We start from the raw sequence: 18,320 nt of genomic DNA, 5'->3' as shown, positions 1-18,320 counted from the left end.
CGATCACACCTGGTGGAGGGGGTTGGGCACGGTACCGTGGACGGCTGCGTGCGGGCGGGTGGAGCGGTCGCGGTAGCCGTCGAGGTGCAGCCGGTTCCGGTTCAGGCACAGCCGCTCGATGCGAGGGGTGAGCAGGTCGAAGATCTCGAAACGCTCCTTGAGGTCGGGGAAGCGCTGGTGGTGGCGGAGGATCTCGGACCGCACCAGGTGCCAGAAGTTCGCCTCGGGGACGCCGAGTTGGTCCTCGCACAGCGGCGCCAGGTAGCGGAAGACCCCGACGAACAGCCCGGAGTGGATGAACTGGGTCAGGAAGCCCGGCGGCTCGGTGAGCAGCACGTCCCGCACCTCGTCCGGCATGGCGGCGTGCTCGGGCAGCGGCACCGCGCTGATGTTGATGTCGTCGACGAAGTCCTTCATGGCCAGCCGCACCGGGACGTCGTTCCCGTCGAAGACCACGACGGCGTTCTCGCCGTGCGGGGAGAAGACGGTGCCGTAGCGGTAGAGGAAGTGCAGCAGCGGCGGCAGCAGGGCGGCGAAGAGGCGGCGCAGCCACGCGTCGGGGGCGAGCCCGGAGCGGCTGACGAGCTCGGCGACGAACGCCCGCCCGGCGGGGTCGGTGTGCAGGAGGGCCGCGAGCGTACGGGCCCGCTCCCCTGGCTGGAGGTATTGGGTGATGGGTTCCCGCCAGATCGCGCCCAGCAGCTCCTTGTACTGGTACGGGACGTCCGGCAGCTGGTCGTAGACGGCGTGCCCGACGGCCACGGAGGCGACCTCGCCCAACAGGATCACCCGGCAGCCGTCGCGCAGGAACGGGTCGTCCTCGCGGAGTCCGTGGACCCACTCGGTGACGGCGGGCGCGGCGAGGGTGCGCTCGGTCGGCAGGCCCCGCCACACCAGGGTGTTGAGGATGGCCAGCGGCAGCTTGACGCTGTGCCGGTCGGGGCGGCTCGTGTTGAGGAAAGTGCGGATGGACTGCTGCGGCAGCCGCAGGTCGCGGTCGGCGGGCGGCAGCGGGACGATGCCGCCGGTGGCCAGGGCAGGGGCGAAGAGCGGGACGACGATCTGGTCCCACTGCCACGGGTGTACGGGCAGGTAGAGGTAGTCGCCGGGGTCGAGTCCCTCGGCGCGCAGGGCGGTGGCGAAGACGTCGCGTACGTCGTCGTCCAGTTCGCGCCGGTAGAGCCGGTCGGGGGTGTCGAGGCCGGAGACGCCGCGGAAGGTGGCGAGGCCCTCGCGGACCGCGATCCACGGCAGGGGCCGCGGGCGGCGCGCCTCGGGCGCCCAGCGGCTGGTGTCCGTGGCCGAGAAGCCCATGCGTCCTTTGTTGAGGACGATCCAGGGGTGGCCGGTCTGGTGGCCTTCCAGCTCGGCGTATCCGAGGTCGGCGAGCTCGGCGGCGCTGCGGGCCCGGTGCGCCAGACGGGCGTCGGCGTTGAGGGTGGCGCTCAGTTCGCGTACGACGTGGCCGAGGGTGGCGCCGTCGAGACCGAGGAGGCGGCGGGCCCGGATGAGGAACTCCAGCGGGTTCACGGGGTCGAGGCCGGGGGCGGAGTCGGGGTCCGGGGCTGAGGCTGGGACGGAGTCGGGGTCCGGGGCTGAGGCTGGGGCGGAGTCGGGGTCCGGGGCTGAGGCTGGGGCGGAGTCGGGGTCCGGGGCTGAGGCTGGGGCGGAGTCGGGGTCCGGGGCTGAGGCTGGGGCGGAGTCTCGGGCCGGTGCGGGGTCCGGGGCCGGTGCGCCGGGTGCGGGCTCCGTGTCCTGGGCCTCCCAGCGGATGCTCCGCTCGTCCACACGCCAGCCGCCGTAGGCACCGCGACGGGCGCGGAATCGGAGCGCGCCACCTGCGGCGGAACCGCCGTCGGCGGCCTCACCGGAGGCGTTCGAGGCGTCCGAGGCATCGGAGGCGTCGAGGGGCAGGCGGTAGGCGTCTCCCCAGGCGCCCTCCGGACCGGGGTCCTCGGCGCCGCCGGGGTCGGGCACGGGCCGGATGATCTCCTCGTAGGCGAACTCGGCGAGGGTCTTGGCGAGCAGGCGGCGTGCGGCGCGCTCCCAGGCGGGCCGGTTCAGCTCCGGCGGGAGCGGCAGTGCCGTGGGGGCCGCGAGGTCGTCGGCGCCATGGGGGCCCTCGGCGGCTTCGGCGACGGCACCGGCGGTGCCCGCGGCATGAACGGCGCCGGCGGCGTTCGGGGTGTTCGGGGCGTCTACGGCCGTGGCGGCGTCTGCTGCGTGCGTGGCATCGGTAAGGCTTCGTTTCGGCACAGACAGGACTCCTTGCCGGGTAACGGGAACAGTGGGTACGGCGTGGCGGGACGGCCGGGGACGGCGGAACGCGGCACAGGTCGCCTCACAGAAGGTGGCGCAGGGCGCGGTCGCGGATCACCAGCGCCGCGCGCTTGTCGGGGAGGTCCAGCTCGGCGCAGAAGCGGAAGCCGGCGCCGAGGAACGCGGCGACGGAGGGGATGTTGCGCAGGTCGGGCTCGGCGATCACCCGGCCGCAGCCGGGCCGGTGGTCCAGGACCAGGTCGGCGACGGTGCGCAGCAGCGCCGTACCGAGGCCGCGGCCGCGGTCGGGCACCCCGCCGATGAGCAGGTGCAGGCCGGTGTCGTGCGGGCGGGCGGGGTAGTGCCGGGCGAGCGGGTCGAGGTCGGCGCGGTAGACCTCCCAGTAGCTCATCGGGACGCCGTCGAGCGCCCCCAGGCAGGGCACGCTGCGCCCGTCGCCTTCGAGTTGGGCGCGCACATGCTTCTCGGTGCGGTCCTCCGCGCCGGCCAGTTCCCAGAAGGCGGCGACCGCCGGATCGTTCATCCAGCCGGCGATGAGCGGCAGATCGCGCTCGACGCGGACCGGGACGAGCTGGAAGGCACCCGCCGGGGTGCTCACCGGGCCCCAGGCCGCGATGTGGTCGAGCAGATCGGGGCCGGTGCCGTCGCCGGGATGGGCGGCGACGGCGAGGCGTTCGGCGGGCAGGCGGGGTACGAGGTCATCGGACAGCCGCAGGTCGAGGGTGTCGTCGGTGGCGGAACCCGTAGGGGCGGGCGTGGCATCGGAAGGCTGCACGGCGACGGTCTCCTCTCGGGTCTCGGGGATGCGGTGGGTTACATCGCACCGGCTACCAGGGGGTTGGCGACGGTGACGTACACGGACTGGGTGTCGACCGGGCCCACGAGCTCGTCGAGTCCGCGCAGCCGCGTGAGGAGGTTGGCCTTGCACCGCAGGGTGGGGGCCTCCAGCAGCCGCGCGGGCAGAGTCGATCCCGTACGTGCCGGGCCGGACGCGGCGTCGGCGAGGAACCGGCGGAACGCGGCGAGCAGCACGCTCTCGTCGGCGAGCCGCTGCGCGCCGAACGCCCCGATGAGACCGAGGACGTTGTTGACGCCGAGGTAGTAGGCGAAGCGCTCGTCGGTGACGTCGTCGGGGACGAAGGTGTCGCTGCGCTCACCGATGCCGGGCAGCAGCCGGCCCAGCTCGGCGCGCCGGGACTCGCGGAAGTAGTACCCCTGGTTGTCGCGGTAGCGGCCGCCTACGGGCCAGCCCTCGGGGTCCAGCAGCACCAGCGTGTTCTGCTGGTGGGCTTCCAGGGCGATGCCCGCCGCGCCGTCGAGCCACAGGATGGGCCGTACGACGGAGCGCAGATAGCGCAGGAACCACTCGGCGGCGACGGTGCGCAAGGGGCGGCCGGTACGGACGGCGAGCCGGGCGATCGTGTACGCGAGCCGGGAGCGCAGCACGGTCTGGCCGGGCCAGGGGCGCGGCGAGGTGAGGCCCGCGACGCACACCGCGTCGTCGGCCGGTCCGAACGGGTTGTGCCGGACGACCACGTCGAGCCCGGTCAGCTGCGTGCCGTCCGGCCCGTCGACGGCCAGCCAGGCGGGGTCGCGCACGATGTCGAAGCCGGGCGCACCGGGGCAGGCCGCCCGCCACCGCGCGAAGAGGCCGCCGCCGCGCAGCAGCCGGTGGACCTCGACGCCGCGGTGCAGCTCTTTGCGGAGGTTCTCGCGGCGGGAGTTGGTGATCCGCAGGGCGAGGGACAGCTTGAGCATGGCGGGCGCGTCCGGCCGGTACACGGTGCGCACCGAGGAGGTCGGGTACCAGGCCGGGCCGTACGGACCGAGGTCGTGCAGCAGCCCGGCGTCGAACAGCGCGGCGACGGCGGGTCGGTGCCGGATCTCGCGCGCTTGCCATGGGTGCAGCGGCAACGGAACCGTACCCTCCGGCAGCGCGGGCAGCTCCGGACCGGCGAGCCCGGCGACGAGCTGTGCGGCGGAGACGGGGCGCCCGTGCCGGGTCCAGGCCGAGTCCTGGGCCAGCACGCTGTGGTCGACGGCCAGCCAGTGCAGCGGGAACGCGCCGCGCAGCTCCGGGGAGTAGACCCGGGCCTCGGCTTCGGACAGCCCTTCGCGGCTCTTGGGCGTGGGGTGCAGGGGATGGCCGAGGACCAGCGACTGCTCGGCGGTGAGGAACGGGCCGTAGGCGGCCGGATCGGTCGGTGCGGACCGCCGCTCGGCGAGGAAGGCGGCGGTACGGCGCACGGAGTCGGCGACGCGGCCGACGAGCGCGGCGGCCTCGTCCGCCGCGTCTGCCGGACCGCGGTCCGGGTCGGGCATGTCCGGGTCGGCCGCGTCTGCGGGGGCGGCGTCTACGGAGGCGGCGTCCGCGTGGGCGGCGACCGCGTGGGACGCGTCTGCGTAGGCCGTGTCCGGGTGGGCGCCGTCCGCGTGGGCCGTGTCCGGGTGGGCTGCGTCTGCCTGGTGGGTACGGGTGGCTGCGCCATCCGGGTGCGCCGCGTCGGCGAGGTCCGTGGGAACGGCGCGGTGCGCGGCGTCGGGGCGGTGGCCGGGATCGGCTTGGCCCGCGGCGTCGGGGCGGGGGGCGGGGCCGGCGCGGTGACCGGGATCGGCGCCGTGCGGGGCGTCGGCGGAGTCCGGGGAAACGCCGCGGTGGCCGGACTCGGCGCGATGCGCGGGAGCGACATGGTGGGCTGGATCGGCGTGGTGCGTGGAACCTGCGGCGCGTGCGGCATACGCGGCCTCCCGGACGAGGAGGGCCGCCAGCGTGACCGCGTCGACCGGCGGTGCGCCCGACGGGGCACCGTCCAGGGTCGGGCGGCCGAAGCGGTGCCAGCCGGTGGCCGACCAGAAGCGCACTGGGACGCGGAGGACGATGCCGCTCGCGGTGAGCGGGATGCACAACGTGTCGCCGGCCGGGCGCACGCCGCCGGTCTCCCTGATCCAGCAGCGCAGCAGGTTCTCGGTGGCGGCCGCGTCCGCCGCGCGCGCGGGGTCGGGGTGGTCCAGCGGGTCGGCGCCGAGGGTGGCCGGAGGGCCGGCCGGGTCCGGGGTGGCCATGCGGTCTTCGCCGCGACGGCCCTGGCGGGGCACCGAGGATGTCACGCCGCCTGGGGCGGAGAACGCGGCGAGCGCTGAGGGCACGGTGAGCGCGGCGACCGGCCCGGACGCCGCGGATGGCACAGACGTCCCGGATGACCCGTACGGCCCGGACGCCGCAGACCCGGATGTCACGGACGACCCGGACGCCGCAGCAGGCCCGGACGGCGGCATGGCCATCGCCGCGGACGCCTCCCTCGCGGTGTCATCGCATCGGGTGCGGTGCGCGGCGCGAGGGGCGGGTGGTGGGGGCTGCCGGTCCCGGGGCGGTGCTGCATGGCGTGAGTGGCGCGCACGTCGCGGCGTTCGTGCCGGGAACCGGGCGCCTCCCTCCTTCGACGGTGTGGGGGTGGGGATGCGGTCGTGGGGCCGGGCGGGCCGTCATCGGCCGCGCCCGGTGGTCTGCTGCGCGGGCAGCGGGGTGTCGGGGGCTCCGGCGGCGGCCCGCTCGGCCGCGCCGATCGCGTCGGCGAGCCGGTCCAGCACCGCCTCGGCCTGTTCGTCGGTGATCGTGAGCGGCGGCAGCAGGCGGACCACCGAGGAGTCCCGGCCGCCGAGTTCGACGATGAGGCCGCGGCGCAGACACTCCCTCTGCACGGCCCTCGCGAGCGCGGGAGCGGCGGGCAGCGGCCCCCGGCCCGCCGCTCCGGCAGGCAGCGGCCCCGGGCCCGCGTCTCCGGCGCGCGGCAGCCCCTCGCGCCCCGTGCGCTGCTCGGCGCCCGGCCCCGCGCCCGGCCCCCCGTACGGACCGGCGCCCCGCTCCGCCGCCGCAGCCGCAGCCGCAGCCGCCCACCGGCTCGGGGCAGGACCGCTCATCGGGTCGGCCCGAACGTCCACCAGCTCCAGGCCCATCATCAGCCCGCGGCCGCGCACATCACCGACGCATGGCCAGCGCTCCGTGAACTCCCGCAGCCGCCGCAGCATCCGCTCCCCCAGCGCCGCCGCCCGTTCCGCCAGTCCGTTCTCCCGGACGAACGCCAAGGTGGCGGCTCCGGCGGCCATCGCCAACTGGTTGCCGCGGAAGGTGCCCGCGTGGGCGCCGGGCTGCCAGACGTCCAGGTCGTCGCGGTAGACCACGACCGCCAGCGGCAGACTGCCGCCGATGGCCTTGGACAGCACCATCACATCCGGCACGATCCCGCTGTGCTCGACCGCCCAGAACGACCCGGTCCGGCCGACCCCGGTCTGTACCTCGTCGGCGATCAGCGGAATGCCGCGCGCCGCGGTGATCTCCCGCATCCGGCGCAGCCAGCTGTCCGGTGCGGGGATCACCCCGCCCTCGCCCTGCACCGGTTCGAGGATCATCCCGGCCGGATCGGGCACCCCGCTCTTGCGGTCGTCCAGGAGGGTCTCGGTCCAGCGGGCCGACAGCTCCGCGCCGTGTTCTCCGCCGGTGCCGAACGGGCAGCGGTAGGCGTACGGATACGGCAGCCGGGTCACGCTCACCCCCGGGGCGCCGCCGGACGCCGCCAGCGCGCCCGTGGTCATGCCGTGGTACGCGCCGGTGAAGGCGAGCAGCCCCTCCCGGCCGGTGGCCGTGCGGACCAGGGTGAGGGCGGCCTCGACCGCGTCGGTGCCCGCGGGGCCACAGAACTGGACGCGGGCCCGGTCGGCGAGCTCCCGCGGGAGGGTGGCGAACAGCTCGCTGGTGAACGCGTCCTTGACCGGTGTCGCCAGGTCCAGCACGTGCAGGGGGGCGCCCGAGTCGAGAACGGAGCGGATCGCCTCCAGCACCACCGGGTGGTTGTGCCCCAGGGCCAGCGTGCCCGCCCCGGACAGGCAGTCCAGATAGCGGGACCCGTCGGCTCCCTCGATGGTCAGTCCACGGGCGCGCACCGGGACGATCGGCAGCGACCTGGCATACGTACGGGCGGCGGACTCCCGCAGCGACTGGCGCCGCAGGATGCCCTCGATACCTTCGTACGCCAAGGTCCGCTCCGTCGGCGGAAGCTGGGTCACGGCCACGGGCGTCGGCCCCTCCTGCTGCTGCGAATGTTGCTGCGAACAAGGCTGCGAGTAAAAGCGGTCGGCTGAGTCGGCTGAGAGCGGTCGGCTCTTCCCCCGTACGTACCAACGACGCTCACACCGGCTGATCACGGTCAATTCGAAGATCCTTGATGGCGGGAACCAGGGACCCGCCTGTGACCGTCGTAGGCGTCACCGGCATAGTGGGGGCCGCCTCCCGTGCCGGGGTGGTGCATGACAAGTCCAAGGGCTTCGCACGTCCGAAGATTCATGACAAGTCCAAAGACTTTCAGAGTCGCCCCAGAAGTCCCGAACATCGAGTCCCGAACATCTCAGGGGGAGTTCCACCCATGCGATCCATTCGCCGATCCGCAGTGGCGGCGGCCGCCGTGGCCGCCGTGCTGGCGCTGACCGCCACCGCGTGTGGCCCGGAGGACGACGGCGCGGACGCCGATCCGAGCGCCTCCGCCACTCAGGGCAGCGAGGACATCGCCCTGCCCGACAACCTCGACGACAGGTTGAAGGACCTGGGCATCGACCTCGACAAGTGGAAGGACGGGGCGTGGAAGAACTGGGACAAGGACAACTGGCTGCGTGAGGCCGGGGAGTTCATCAACCCGATCATCGAGGACCTCTGGAAGCCGGACCGGATGAGGGAGGCCCAGGAGCCCGACCAGCCGGTCGAGGAAGAGGACATCTCCGGCGACCAGGGCGTCACCGACCCGGACCCGCAGCCGGTGGACGCCAAGCAGGTCTCCGCTCCGTACAGCGCGCAGGTCCCCGAGGCCGGCAAGGTGTTCTTCGACGGCCCCGAAGGCTCGATGGTCTGCTCGGCGACCGTGGTCAAGGACCCGGCGCACCCCGGCAAGTCGAACCTGGTGTGGACCGCCGGCCACTGCGTCCACGCGGGCGCGGGCGGCGGCTGGTACAAGAACCTGGCGTTCGTCCCCGCCTACAACGACGCCGGGAAGTCGGCGGCGCAGCTGAAGAACGCCACCCGCGAGGAGCTGGCGCCCAAGGGCGTCTGGTGGGCGGACTGGGCGCAGACGTCCTCGCAGTGGATCGACACCGGCGCGAGCGTCGGCGGCAAGGGCGCGCCGTACGACTTCGCGGTGCTGCACGTGAAGCCCGAGGGCACCGGCGGCAAGTCCCTGGAGGAGACGGTCGGCGGAGCGCTGCCGGTCGACTTCAACGCCCCGGCGGTCAAGTCGATCGACGAGATCACGGCCACGGGCTACCCGGCCGCGCCGCCGTTCGACGGCCAGAAGATGCACCAGTGCGCCGACAAGCCGGGCCGACTCTCGCTGGATGCGGCGAAGCCGACGATGTACCGCATCGGCTGCCGGATGACCGCGGGCTCCTCCGGTGGCGGCTGGGTCGCGAAGGGCAGCGACGGCAAGCCGGCGCTGGTGTCCAACACCTCGATCGGTCCCAGCAGCGCCACGTGGCTGGCCGGACCGCACCTGGGCCCGGAGGCCAAGGGCGTCTACAACGCGGTGAGCGAGAAGTTCGCCAACAAGTAGCCGACACGTGAGAGCGTGACAGCACATGGCTGAGGCCCGCCCCCGTGATCGGGGGGCGGGCCTCAGCCGTTGTCACGCGGGGGCGCGGCTCACACGCTCGCCGGGGCGAACGGCCTGAGCTCGGCGGCCAGTTCCTCGTGCACCCGCGCCTTGAGGAGCGTGCCCTCCGCGGTGTGCTCCTCGGAGATGACCTCGCCGTCGGCGTGGGTACGCGCGACGAGCTTGCCGTGCGTGTACGGCACGAGCGCGGCGATCTCGACCTGCGGCCGCGGTAGTTCGTCGTCGATCAGCGCGCGCAGCTCGTCGATGCCCTGGCCGGTGCGGGCCGACACGGCGATCGAGTGCTTCTCGATCCGCAGCAGCCGCTGGAGGACGAGCGGATCGGCCGCGTCCGCCTTGTTGACCACCACGATCTCGGGCACGTCCAGCGCGCCCACGTCGCGGATGACCTCGCGCACGGCCGCCAACTGCTCCTCCGGGGCCGGGTGCGAGCCGTCCACGACATGCACGATCAGGTCGGCGTCGCCGACCTCCTCCATCGTGGAGCGGAACGCCTCGACCAGGTGGTGCGGCAGGTGTCGGACAAAGCCGACCGTGTCCGCGAGGGTGTAGAGCCGCCCGCTGGGCGTCTCGGCCCGGCGCACGGTCGGGTCGAGGGTGGCGAACAGGGCGTTCTCCACCAGCACACCGGCACCCGTCAGCCGGTTGAGCAGCGAGGACTTTCCGGCGTTGGTGTATCCGGCGATGGCGACCGACGGGACCTTGTGGCGCTTGCGCTCCTGCCGCTTGATGTCGCGGCCGGTCTTCATCTCCGCGATCTCCCGGCGCATTTTCGCCATCTTCTCGCGAATGCGCCGCCGGTCGGTCTCGATCTTGGTCTCACCGGGACCGCGGGTGGCCATGCCGCCGCCCGAGGAACCGGAGCCACCGCCACCCATCTGCCGGGACAGCGACTGACCCCAGCCGCGCAGCCGCGGCAGCATGTACTGCATCTGCGCGAGCGAGACCTGCGCCTTGCCCTCGCGGGACTTGGCGTGCTGGGCGAAGATGTCGAGGATCAGGGCGGTCCGGTCGACCACCTTCACCTTGACGACGTCCTCCAGGTGGATCAGCTGGCCAGGGCTGAGCTCACCGTCGCAGACGACGGTGTCGGCCCCGGACTCCAGGACGATGTCCCGCAGCTCCTGGGCCTTGCCGGAGCCGATGTAGGTGGCCGGGTCCGGCTTGGGGCGGCGCTGGATCACCCCGTCGAGGACGAGCGCGCCCGCCGTCTCGGCGAGGGCGGCCAGCTCGGCCAGGGAGTTCTCGGCGTCCTGCGCCGTGCCGGACGTCCAGACGCCGACCAGCACCACGCGCTCCAGGCGCAGCTGCCGGTACTCGACCTCGGTGACGTCCTCGAGCTCGGTGGACAGGCCCGCCACGCGGCGCAGCGCGGCCCTTTCGGAGCGGTCGTACTGGTCGCCGTCACGCTCCTCGTCGATCTCCTGACTCCAGGCGACGTCCTCTTCCATCAGGGCGTCGGCCCGAAGGCTGTCGGCGAGTCGCTGCCGGTCCTGCGGAAGGGAAGAGGAGAAGGTCAATGCGATCCTTACGTCGTGGGAAGCTGTCATCGTCGACAACGTCCGGGACCGCCGGAGGATTCCCCTCGGCGGCGGCCGCGTCGCCGACCTGTCGATGGTCGCACGCCCCGGGGCGGCGCGTCACTCGGGTTTCACGGCACCGCTGAAGGATTCACCCCGCTACCCCGCTCACCGGGCTTCACGGCGCTACCCGCTAACCGGGCTTCACGGCGCTCTTGGCACCCCGCGCGCCGCGGGCCCCGTGGGCGCCCGCCGCTCCGGGGCCGCCCTTGACAGGCTTGCCGGGCTGGGCGCGCTTCCAGTCCGGGTGTCCGGGCATGGGCGGGGTCTTCTTCCCGTACAGCCAGGGGCGCAGGAATCCGGTCAGGTCGCGGCCGGCCACGGCGGAGGCGAGCCGGACGAAGTCGTCGGTGGCCGCCACACCGTCCTGGTGGCGCTGGACCCAGGCGCGCTCCAGCCGCTCGAACGCGGCCCGGCCGATCTCCTGCCGCAGGGCGTAGAGGACCAGGGCACTGCCGTCGTAGACGACCGGGCGGAAGATGCCGATCGGGTTGCCGGGGACCGCGGCCGTGGGCGCGGCGGGCGGGCCGCCCTGGGCGCGCCACATGTCGGAGTGGGCGTACGCGTACCGCATCCGCTTGTCGAGGGCCAGCTTGCCGCGTTCGGCGGCGTACAGCGCCTCGTACCACGTGGCGTGGCCTTCGTTGAGCCACAGGTCGGACCAGGTACGCGGGCTCACGCTGTTGCCGAACCACTGGTGCGCCAGTTCGTGCATCATGATCGATTCCACGAACCAGGCGGGTGTGCCCGCCGCGGTGAACAGTCCTCTTTCAAAGAGGGAGAGCGTCTGGGTCTCCAGCTCGAAGCCGGTGCTCGCGTCCGCGATGAGCACACCGTAGGTCTCGAACGGGTACGGGCCGACCTTCCGCTCCATCCACGCGATCTGCTCCGGGCCTTTGGCCAGCCATTTCGTGAGGCGGCGGCGGTCTCCCGCGGGCACCACGTCCCGCAGGGTGAGCCCGTGCGGGCCGGGGCGCCGCAGGATGGCGAAGCGGCCGATGCCGACCTGGGCGAGTTCCGTGGCCATGGGGTGGGCGACGGCGTAGTCCCAGCGGACGCGGGCCCCGTCGCGGGTCTGTCCGGTGGGCAGTCCGTTCGCGACGACCGTGAGGTCCTTCGGCGCGGTGACGTGGAAGGTGAAGTGGGCCTTGTCCGAGGGGTGGTCGTTGGAGGGGAAGACCCGGTGGGCGGCGCTGGCCTGGTTGGCCATGACGAGCCCGTCGCGGGTACGGATCCACCCGCCGCCCCTGCCGCGCGGGTCGCTGGTGTGACGCACGACGACCTTGAACGGCTGCCCCTCGGGGACGGTGACCGCCGGGGTGATCACCAGGTCCTCTCCGGCCTGGGCGTACCGCGCCGGCCTGCCGTCGACCTCGACGGACCGTACGGCGCCGTGGGTGAAGTCGAGGTTGAACCGGTCGAGGGTGTCGGTGGCGCCGGCGACGACAGTGGTCACGGCGTCCAGCGGCCGGCGGTTGCCGTGGTACTGCAAGGCGATGTCGTACGCGGCGACGTCGTACCCGGGGTTGCCGAGCTGCGGATACAGCCGGTCGCCGATGCCCTGGGGGCCGGCCGGCCCCGGCGGCTCCGCGGCGGCGGCGAGAGCCAGGACGGCGGCCACCAGGGCGGCCCGGCGGCGGACGGTGCGGCGGCGGAGGGAGGTGTGCGGCATGGGCTACCGGTACCAGCACCAGGTCACGGGCGCGGGGTGTCGCGACCGGAGTCCACCCGATCGGGGGCGGGCAGGCGACAGGCGGCCCCGTCGCCGTCCGCCGGGCCGCTCCCGGCCGGATCCCGCGGACGCCGTCCCCGGGACCTCGGCCAGGCGGCCGGAGCTCAGTCCGGGAGACCCCGGATAGGCAGCCCGGGGCTCGGGTCCGCAGGACCCCGGGCACGTGGCCCGGGGACTCGGGTCGGCACGACCCGGGCACATGGCCCGTTGCTCAGGGTCGACAGGACCCCGCGCACGTGGCCCGTTGCTCAGGTCCGGGCGGCTTCCGCCAGCTGTCGGCGGGCGACGTCGTACACCCCGGGCACCCGGCGCATCGCGCGCATCAGCGTCGGGAGACTGGCCGGGTCCGGCAGCTGGAGGGTGTAAGTGTGCCGGACCCGCTGCTCGTGCGGCGGTTCCACGGCGGCGGCGACGACGGCCACGCCCTCCGCCGCGATCGCCTCGGTGAGGTCGGCGAGCAGGTGGGGTCTGCTGAACGCCTCGGCGCACAGCGTGACGCGGTAGTCGGCCGCCGCCCGGTCGCTCTCCGGGGCGTGCCAGTGGACGCCGACCGGGCTCCGGCCGGCCGCGGTCATGCGGGCCACCGCCGGACACTCCGCGCGATGGACGGTGACGGCCCCGCCGCGCACGGCGAATCCGGTGACCGCGTCGGGCGGCACCGGGGTGCAGCATCCGGCGAGCCGTACCGACGCGCCCGGCAGGTCGGCGGTGACGCCCGCCTCCCTGCGGCCGTCGCCGGTCGGGCCCGGGCTCGCCGGGCGGCCCAGGCCGCGGGCGTCCGCGGCGGGGCCTTCGGGGAGCGCCGGGTGGGCGGCCAGCCAGCGGCTGATGGCGATCCGCGCGGCGGGCGTGCGGGCGTGGTCCAGCCAGTCCGGTGAGGGCCTGGAGGCGGCGGCGTCGCGGGCCATCAGCAGTTGCAGGGTGTCGCCGTCGTGCAGCACGGTGCCCAGGGCCGCGAGGCGGCCGTTGACCCGCGCCCCGATGCAGGCGTGCGCGGCCTCGCCGTGCTGGGCGTACGCGGCGTCGACGCAACTGGCACCGGCGGGCAGCCCCAGCGTGCCACCGTCGGCCCGGAAGACGGTGATCTCCCGGTCCTGCGCGAGATCGTCGCGCAGCGAGCTCCAGAAGGCGTCGGGGTCGGGGGTGGCGCGCTGCCAGTCGAGGAGCCGGGAGAGCCAGCCGGGGCGGGTCGGGTCGGCGCGCTCACCGTCGGGGCGGGCCGCGGCGCCGTGGTCGCCCGCGGGCGGTGCGTACGGATTGCCGAGGGCCACGACGCCCGCCTCGGCGACCCGGTGCATCTGCTGCGTACGGATGAGGACTTCGGCGACGTGGCCGTCGCGGCTCGCCACCGCGGTGTGCAGCGACTGGTACAGGTTGAACTTCGGGACCGCGATGAAGTCCTTGAACTCCGTGATGACGGGGGTGAAGCAGGTGTGCAGCTCGCCGAGGACCGCGTAGCAGTCGGCGTCCTCCGCGACCTGCACCAGGAGGCGGCCGAGGTCGAACCCGGTCAGCTCGCCCCGTTTCCTCCGCACCCGGTGGACGGAGACGAAGTGCCGGGGCCGGACCGCGACTTCGGCGGCGATGTCCGCCTCGTGCAGCACGGCGCGTACGTCCTCGGCGACCCGGGCGAGCGGGTCGGGGCGGCCCGCGTGCTCCATCAGCAGTTCGCGGGTGCGGGCGTACTCCTCGGGATGGAGGATGGCGAAGACCAGGTCCTCCAGTTCGGTCTTGAGGGCCTGGACCCCCAGCCGTTCGGCGAGCGGGATCAGGACGTCGCGGGTGACCTTGGCGATCCGGGCCTGCTTCTCGGGCCGCATCACGCCGAGCGTGCGCATGTTGTGCAGCCGGTCGGCGAGTTTGATGGACATCACGCGGACGTCGTTGCCGGTGGCGACGAGCATCTTGCGGAACGTCTCGGGCTCGGCGGCCGCCCCGTAGTCGACCTTCTCCAACTTGGTGACGCCGTCGACGAGATAGCGGACCTCCTCGCCGAACTGCTCCCCCACCTGATCGAGGGTCACATCGGTGTCCTCGACGGTGTCGTGGAGCAGCGACGCGGTCAACGTGGTGGTCTCGGCGCCCAGTTCGGCCAGGATCAGGGTGACGGCGAGCGGGTGGGTGATGTACGGCTCGCCGCTCTTGCGCATCTGCCCGCGGTGCGAGGACTCGGCGAGTACGTATGCCTGGCGGAGCACGTCCAGGTCGGCGCCGGGATGATGGCCGCGATGGACCTTGGCGATGTGCTCGATCGCGTCGGGCAGCCGGTCGCGGGAGGCGGGGCCCAGTAAGGCGGTCCTGCCGAACCGGCGGAGGTTCAGCAGATCGATTCGGGGGAGGCCGCGCCTGCGGCCAAGAGCGGCGTCGTCCGTGGCCTCTGCGCTCATGGGCACCTCCGGCAAGATCGACCGGCGTGGGCTCGCCCCCGGGGCCGGTGCTTGATGCTATCGAGCCCATCACGCACGGCCGACCGGCTCTCGCCGAGAGTGAAACGGATCACCCATTCGAGCGAGTTATTTCTCCCGAAACTCGGTTATGGGCAGAGTCCCGCTTGAGTGTTGGCCGAGCGCGCTTGGGCGCAGCGAGGCTGCCGTTGAGCATGGGACGCCCGCGGTCGGGCGCCGGGGCGCCGTCGGGTGGGGCGTCAGACGGCCGACGCGGCCCACCACTCGGGGGCGATGGTGCCCTCGGCGACGATCACTGCGGGGCCGGTCATCTCCACCGTCCCGTCCGGCAGCTCACTGATCACCAGGCTGCCGCCGGGCACGTCCACGGTGTACACGGCGGGGACGCCGGTGACCGCGGGGTCGACGCCGTCCCGGCGCGCGGTGGCCACCGCGACGGCACAGGCGCCGGTGCCGCAGGAGCGGGTCTCGCCCACGCCCCGCTCGTGGACGCGCATGGCGACATGGCGGGGGCCGCGGTCCACGACGAACTCGATGTTGACGCCGTCGGGGTAGACGTCGGAGGGGCGGTACGGGGGCTCGGTGAACAGGTCGCCCGCGTGGTCCAGGTCCTCGACGAACGCGACGGCGTGCGGGTTGCCCATGTTCACGTTGCGGGCGGGCCAACTGCGGCCGCCGACGGTCACGGTGACCTGTCCGTCGGGCAGTCGGGCCCGGCCCATGGCGACGGTGACGTCGCCGTCCTTGGCGATGTGCACGCGCTTCACACCTGACCGGGTGGCGACGGCGAGGTCGCCGTACGCCACATGCCCGGCATGCCGCAGATAGCGGGCGAAGACCCGGACGCCGTTGCCGCACATCTCGACCGCGGAGCCGTCGGCGTTCCGGTAGTCCATGAACCACTCGGCCTCGTCCGCCATCGCCCGCGCCTCGGGATGCGCCGCGGACCGCACGACGCGCAGCAGGCCGTCGCCGCCGATGCCGACCCGGCGATCGCAGAGGCGGGTGACGTCGGCGGGGGTCAGGTCCAGGGCACCGTCCGGGTCGGGGACGATCACGAAGTCGTTCTCGGTGCCGTGGCCCTTGAGGAAGGACAGGGGTCGCGTGGTGCTCACGCCTCGATCTTACGGGTCCGCCGCGTGCGGGGCGGCGCCCCGGTCGGCCGCGCTGATAAGGCGGCCGTACCGCCCCCGCCGACGCGGGAGCGGTCAGCGCAGTCGCGCGACCCGCAGGATCGCGAGGGCGGCCATGAGGCCGACGACCGCGACGTACAGGGCGACGAACCGCCAGTCCGGGCGGCGGCCGGAGCCGCGCGGCGGCAGTCCCGGCCAGGTGTAGCCGACCCGCCGCGCCGCCATCAGCCCCCAGCCCGCCGCGCAGCAGCTGAGCAGCAGGCCGAGCATGGCGACGACGGCGCCGCCGTCGCCGAACTCGAAGGCGAGCGGGAAGGCGAACATCAGGGAGCCGAGGATGGCCAGGCCCACGATCGGGGCGATCTGCCAGATCCGCAGACGACGCGGGGGGCGCAGGTCGCGGAACGACTCTCCGGAGCCCGCCGCGCCCTCGGGGCCGTCGGCGACCTCAGCGCCGTCCGGATCACCCGGTACATCCAGCACGTCGGGATCGCGCGGTGCATCCAGCGCATCTGGATCGCCTGGTACATCCAGCCCGTCCGGAATGAGTGTCTCCGGATCGTTCAGCGGCTGCTGCGACGAGTCGCGAGGGCCGGCCTCCATCGCCACACGCCCTCCCAACTCCAGACACCACGGCACGATCGAGGTCGATGATGGCACGGACCAAGGGGCGCTATTGACACACGAGGCGTCCCGATGCAATCACGTGATCAGGCTGTGACCGCTCGTTCGACCAACATCAGCGCCTTTGCCGCGAGTTCCCCCTGGTTCTCGGCGGCGCCACTGAGCCAGTGGACGCGCGGATCGCGGCGGAACCAGGAGTCCTGACGGCGCGCGAAGCGCTTGGTGGCGCGCACGGTCTCGGCGCGGGCCTCGTCCTCGTCGCACTCCCCGCGAGCGCCGCGAGCACCTGCTGGTAGCCCAGCGCGCGGGAGGCGGTACGGCCGGAGCGCAGGCCTTCGGCTTCGAGCCGGCGCACCTCGTCGACCAGTCCGGCCTCCCACATCCGGTCCACGCGCAGGGTGATCCGCTCGTCCAGTTCGGGCCGCTCGACGTCCACGCCGATCTGGAGCGTGTCGTAGACGGCCTCGTGACCCGGCAGGTTGGCGGTGAAAGGGCGGCCGGTGATCTCGATGACCTCCAGGGCGCGCACGATCCGGCGGCCGTTGCCGGCCAGGATCGCGCGGGCGGCCTCCGGGTCGGCGGCGGCGAGCCGGGCGTGCAGCGCGCCGGGGCCGTGTTCGGCGAGCTCGGCCTCCAGCCGGGCCCGGACGGCAGGATCGGTGCCGGGGAACTCCAGGGCGTCGATGGCTCCGCGTACGTACAGGCCGGAGCCGCCGACCAGGACGGGGGTGCGGCCTTCGGCGAGCAGCCGGTCGATCTCGGCGCGGGCCAGCCGCTGGTATTCGGCGACGCTCGCCGTCTGGGTGACGTCCCAGATGTCGAGCAGTCGGTGGGGCACCCCCTGCCGTTCCTCTTCCGTCAGCTTGGCGGTGCCGATGTCCATGCCGCGGTAGAGCTGCATGGAGTCGGCGTTGATGACCTCGCCGCCGAGGTGGCGGGCGAGGGCGACGCCGAGGTCGGACTTGCCGGCGGCGGTGGGGCCGACGACGGCGATGACTCGGGGTGCGGGAACTGCGCTGTTCACGGGACCAGTTTCGCAAACATCGAAAGTGCCCCTCGAACGGGCGACGTGACATGCGGGGTGCGGGGTCGTTGCCCCGACAGAGAGCGCCGAGGGCCGGTGCGGCGGACGGGGTCCGGCAGCGGCGCGAGGAGGCGCTCCGACGGCGGCACGGAATGTCGCCCACACGAGTAAGGTATATGGAGTAGTTATGGGCGTTTTTTCAATGTTTCGCCGCCGTAAGTCCGAGGCTCTGACCGTGGAGGCTCCGACCGAGGAGGCCGCGGTCGCGGCGGCTTCGGCCGAGGAACCCGCGGACCCGGCGACGGAGGAAGTACCGTCGGCGGCCACCGAGGACACGGCCGCCGAAGACACCGGCCCGACAGGGGAGGAGGAACCGGTCGGGACGACCGATGCGGGCGACGGCGTCGACATTCCGAAGCAGCAGGGCGCGGACGAGGCGGCCGACAGCGAGGCCGGCGAGGGCGCCCGCACCTGATGCCGCGAGGGCGCCCATAACCCGATGAATGTGGGGTATGCGGCGTGACGTACGTTTTCGGTACGTACGTTCCGTGATGAGGGAAGGTGGCTCATGGGCCTGCTGGACACTCTCAAGGCCAAGGCCGACCGCGTGAAGGGCAAGGCCGGCGATTTCGTGCACCAGCACGAGGACAAGATCGAGCGAGGTCTCGACAAGGCCGCGAAGACCGTCGACACCAAGACCAAGGGCAAGTACAGCGATCGGATCGGGACCGGCACGGGCAAGGCCAAGGAGGCCCTCGGCCGCATCGCCCACAAGGACACCGGGGCTCCTGGCGCCGGGGCTTCCGACACCGGCACCCCGGGCACCCCGCCTGGTGCCGCGCCCGAGGCCGGGAAGGACCGCGAACCCGGTACGTGAGGAGCCGCCCCGTCA

Annotated in this window: 12 protein-coding genes and 1 pseudogene; 3 read left to right on the top strand and 10 right to left on the bottom strand. The window is 73.4% G+C overall.

The features are described from left to right. Positions 1-3: 3 nt before the first annotated feature. From Q3Y56_RS26505 to Q3Y56_RS26490, 4 genes are all read right to left on the bottom strand, one after another. Positions 4-2,082, bottom strand: a complete 2,079-nt coding sequence (locus Q3Y56_RS26505) for an IucA/IucC family siderophore biosynthesis protein (RefSeq protein ID WP_304465813.1) — start codon at positions 2,080-2,082, stop codon at positions 4-6. A gap of 259 nt (positions 2,083-2,341) precedes the next feature. Continuing rightward, positions 2,342-3,055, bottom strand: coding sequence for a GNAT family N-acetyltransferase (locus Q3Y56_RS26500; RefSeq protein ID WP_304464321.1), 714 nt, complete (start codon positions 3,053-3,055; stop codon positions 2,342-2,344). Positions 3,056-3,093: 38 nt separating this feature from the next. Beyond that, positions 3,094-5,343 carry an IucA/IucC family siderophore biosynthesis protein gene (locus tag Q3Y56_RS26495; protein ID WP_304465812.1) on the bottom strand — a complete coding sequence of 750 codons (2,250 nt, stop codon included), beginning with the start codon at positions 5,341-5,343 and terminating at the stop codon, positions 3,094-3,096. Positions 5,344-5,763: 420 nt separating this feature from the next. Beyond that, complete coding sequence (locus Q3Y56_RS26490; RefSeq protein ID WP_304464320.1) at positions 5,764-7,347, bottom strand: diaminobutyrate--2-oxoglutarate transaminase family protein; 1,584 nt, start codon at positions 7,345-7,347, stop codon at positions 5,764-5,766. A gap of 350 nt (positions 7,348-7,697) precedes the next feature. Between Q3Y56_RS26490 and Q3Y56_RS26485 the strand changes: the two genes are divergently transcribed. Continuing rightward, complete coding sequence (locus Q3Y56_RS26485; RefSeq protein WP_304464319.1) at positions 7,698-8,870, top strand: serine protease; 1,173 nt, start codon at positions 7,698-7,700, stop codon at positions 8,868-8,870. An 89-nt stretch (positions 8,871-8,959) separates the two neighbouring features. Here Q3Y56_RS26485 and hflX read toward each other — a convergent pair whose 3' ends face one another. From hflX to miaA, 6 genes and pseudogenes are all read right to left on the bottom strand, one after another. After that, a complete protein-coding gene (gene hflX, locus Q3Y56_RS26480) occupies positions 8,960-10,450 on the bottom strand; it encodes a GTPase HflX (RefSeq protein WP_304464318.1) in 1,491 nt (496 codons plus the stop codon). 193 nt (positions 10,451-10,643) lie between these two features. Next, the gene (locus Q3Y56_RS26475) at positions 10,644-12,182 is read right to left on the bottom strand and encodes a M1 family metallopeptidase (protein WP_304464317.1); all 1,539 of its coding nucleotides are present in this window, start codon (positions 12,180-12,182) and stop codon (positions 10,644-10,646) included. Between the two features lie 308 nt (positions 12,183-12,490). Beyond that, complete coding sequence (locus tag Q3Y56_RS26470) at positions 12,491-14,629, bottom strand: bifunctional (p)ppGpp synthetase/guanosine-3',5'-bis(diphosphate) 3'-pyrophosphohydrolase (protein WP_304464316.1); 2,139 nt, start codon at positions 14,627-14,629, stop codon at positions 12,491-12,493. 257 nt (positions 14,630-14,886) lie between these two features. Next, on the bottom strand, positions 14,887-15,762 hold the full coding sequence (gene dapF / locus Q3Y56_RS26465) for a diaminopimelate epimerase (RefSeq protein WP_304464315.1): 876 nt from the start codon (positions 15,760-15,762) through the stop codon (positions 14,887-14,889). A gap of 93 nt (positions 15,763-15,855) precedes the next feature. Further along, entirely contained in the window at positions 15,856-16,383 is a 528-nt protein-coding gene (locus Q3Y56_RS26460) for a hypothetical protein (protein WP_304464314.1), read from the bottom strand. 107 nt (positions 16,384-16,490) lie between these two features. After that, a pseudogene (gene miaA, locus Q3Y56_RS26455) lies at positions 16,491-17,428 on the bottom strand (tRNA (adenosine(37)-N6)-dimethylallyltransferase MiaA). A gap of 235 nt (positions 17,429-17,663) precedes the next feature. Here miaA and Q3Y56_RS26450 point away from each other — a divergent pair. Together Q3Y56_RS26450 and Q3Y56_RS26445 are read left to right on the top strand one after the other, a co-directional pair. Beyond that, positions 17,664-17,903, top strand: a complete 240-nt coding sequence (locus tag Q3Y56_RS26450) for a gliding motility protein (protein ID WP_304464313.1) — start codon at positions 17,664-17,666, stop codon at positions 17,901-17,903. Between the two features lie 93 nt (positions 17,904-17,996). Continuing rightward, the gene (locus Q3Y56_RS26445) at positions 17,997-18,305 is read left to right on the top strand and encodes an antitoxin (protein ID WP_304464312.1); all 309 of its coding nucleotides are present in this window, start codon (positions 17,997-17,999) and stop codon (positions 18,303-18,305) included. Positions 18,306-18,320: the final 15 nt, after the last annotated feature.

The sequence above is a fragment of the Streptomyces sp. XD-27 genome (assembly GCF_030553055.1).
GTDB lineage: Bacteria > Actinomycetota > Actinomycetes > Streptomycetales > Streptomycetaceae > Streptomyces.
Note: the sequence above shows the minus strand (reverse complement) of the source record. Positions and strands in the feature narration are given on the sequence as shown.